Annotated in this window: 2 protein-coding genes; both read left to right on the top strand. The window is 28.3% G+C overall.

The genetic code is table 11. The annotated features are described in order from the left end of the window. The first annotated feature begins 269 nt into the window (after nucleotides 1–269). Nucleotides 270–872: a TetR/AcrR family transcriptional regulator gene (locus tag ABZA26_RS13735; protein WP_372715063.1), complete on the top strand. Its 603-nt coding sequence runs from the start codon at nucleotides 270–272 to the stop codon at nucleotides 870–872. A 288-nt stretch (nucleotides 873–1,160) separates the two neighbouring features. Then, nucleotides 1,161–1,970 (top strand): SDR family oxidoreductase, encoded by an 810-nt coding sequence (locus ABZA26_RS13740; RefSeq protein ID WP_372715064.1) that lies wholly within the window; start codon nucleotides 1,161–1,163, stop codon nucleotides 1,968–1,970. Nucleotides 1,971–2,042: the final 72 nt, after the last annotated feature.

Below are 2,042 nucleotides of genomic sequence, written 5' to 3' on the forward strand. Positions count from 1 at the left end.
ATCAATGTCATTTTATAAATTATACTACATTATATTTCTAGAATTCAAGAAGAATAATCCATTTTAGATACAAATACAATCTATAATGGATTAAAAAAGACTAAGTGTAAATACTACAATTAGACCTTGATTAAAATATAATGCAATTGATTTGACAATGCAGAGCACAAATAATTTTAATAAAAATTAAAGTTGCAATTGATTTAGTAATAGTATATAATATTTTTATTATACGAACGAGTATATATAATTGATGAGAGGAATTAACTATGAGAACGACACAGGCAGACAAAGAAGCAGTAAAAGCATCAATAATAAAAAAAGCAATTGAAATTTTTTCTACAAAAGGATTTCATTCGACAAATATGCAAGATATAGCTGATGAACTTGGTTTTTCTAAAGGTCCAATTTATTATCATTTTAAGAATAAATATGAACTATACAAAACCATAACAGATTATTGTATAAATAATGAGAAGTCCAAGCTTAAGAAGATTTTTGATACTGAGGACCCAATTTGGGTAAAAATAAATAATGATCTGATCTTTAATAAAGAACAGTTAAATACATCAAAGCTTCGTTATTTTATAAATATTGCTTCCGATCCCCAGCTTGCTTCAGTAAAGCAGCAATATGATGATTATGCAAAATGGATTTATCAACTTAAGTTATACAGTGTAAATCAAGCTATTGAAAATGGTGAGATAAAAAAAGATTCAGATGCTAATATTATTACCTACTTAATAATGACTTTTTTTTGTGGCATTTCACAAATTGTTGAAGAAGATATGATTAACATAGATGAATCCGATATTGAAATAATGACCAGCAAATTTGTAGAAGGACTCAAAAGAACATACGAAAATAGTTAGGTGTGGGTGTAAACATACCAACGATTTATAAAAGTATATTCTTTTGAGTATATTTTTAAAAACAATTATACGAACTCGTATGTATAAAAAAATTAGAAATAAATATGAAACATTTATTAGAGTGAGTTTTAATAGTAAGTGAAGAAAAGTTACATGGATGTTTTAATTACCTTGGAGTTATATGTTTCTTTCCTTTTACTACTGAAGAGCAGTAAAAACAAAACCAGTTATGCAAATGATGCAATCTAGAACCTAATATTTATAATCAAATTATAAGGAGTTGAAAAGATGTCACAAACAATATTAATAACAGGTGCAAGTAGTGGAATAGGAAAAACAACAGCTAAATTTTTCCAAGAAAAAGGTTGGAATGTAATCGCTACAATGAGAAGCCCTGAAAAAGAAGAAGAACTTAATAAACTAGAGAACGTATTAGTTACTCGATTAGATGTAACTGATAGCAAATCAATAGATACAGCTGTATCTGAAGGAATAGACAAATTCGGGAAAATAGATGCATTATTAAATAATGCTGGATATGGTGCAATTGGAATATTTGAAGCTTTTAGTATGGAACAAATTAGAAGACAGTATGATGTAAACGTAATTGGTTTATTTGAAACTACTAAAAAAATTCTTCCTCATTTTAGAAAAAATAAATCTGGAGTAATCCTGAATATTTCTTCTGTAGGTGGAAGAGTGGCATTTCCTGTTACATCACTTTATCATGGTACTAAGTATGCTATCGAAGGATTTACTGAATCTCTTTATTATGAAATGAAAGCAATAGGAGTAAAAGTAAAGTTAATTGAACCAGGATTCATTAAAACTGATTTTGCAGGAAGATCTCTTGATTTTACTAACGATGAATCTATGGAAGAATATCAAGCTTTAATTAAAAATGCAATGGGAAATCTCCAAGTTGATAAAGCATCAGAACCAATAGTAGTAGCAGAAGCTATATATCAAGCAACAACTGATGGGACATCTAAACTTAGATATCCAATTGGAGGATTAGCACCGGAAATGATTGAGAGAAGAGAAGCTCTTAATGATGATGAGTTTATGACAGAAACAGAAAAAAATTTAGGATTATAAAAAATTAGGAGGAACAATAATGAATTTTTCATTTGGAATAGGACCACAAATTATGTTTGGTGAAGGTGAATC

Origin of the sequence: Ilyobacter sp. (genome assembly GCF_041583315.1) — a bacterium.
In the GTDB taxonomy this organism is placed as follows: Bacteria; Fusobacteriota; Fusobacteriia; order Fusobacteriales; family Fusobacteriaceae; genus Ilyobacter.

Coding starts and splice junctions, on each gene's coding strand:
- ABZA26_RS13740 (WP_372715064.1), top strand. CDS start 1,161: ATGTCACAAACAATATTAATAACAGGTGCAAGTAGTGGAATAGGAAAA.
- ABZA26_RS13735 (WP_372715063.1), top strand. CDS start 270: ATGAGAACGACACAGGCAGACAAAGAAGCAGTAAAAGCATCAATAATA.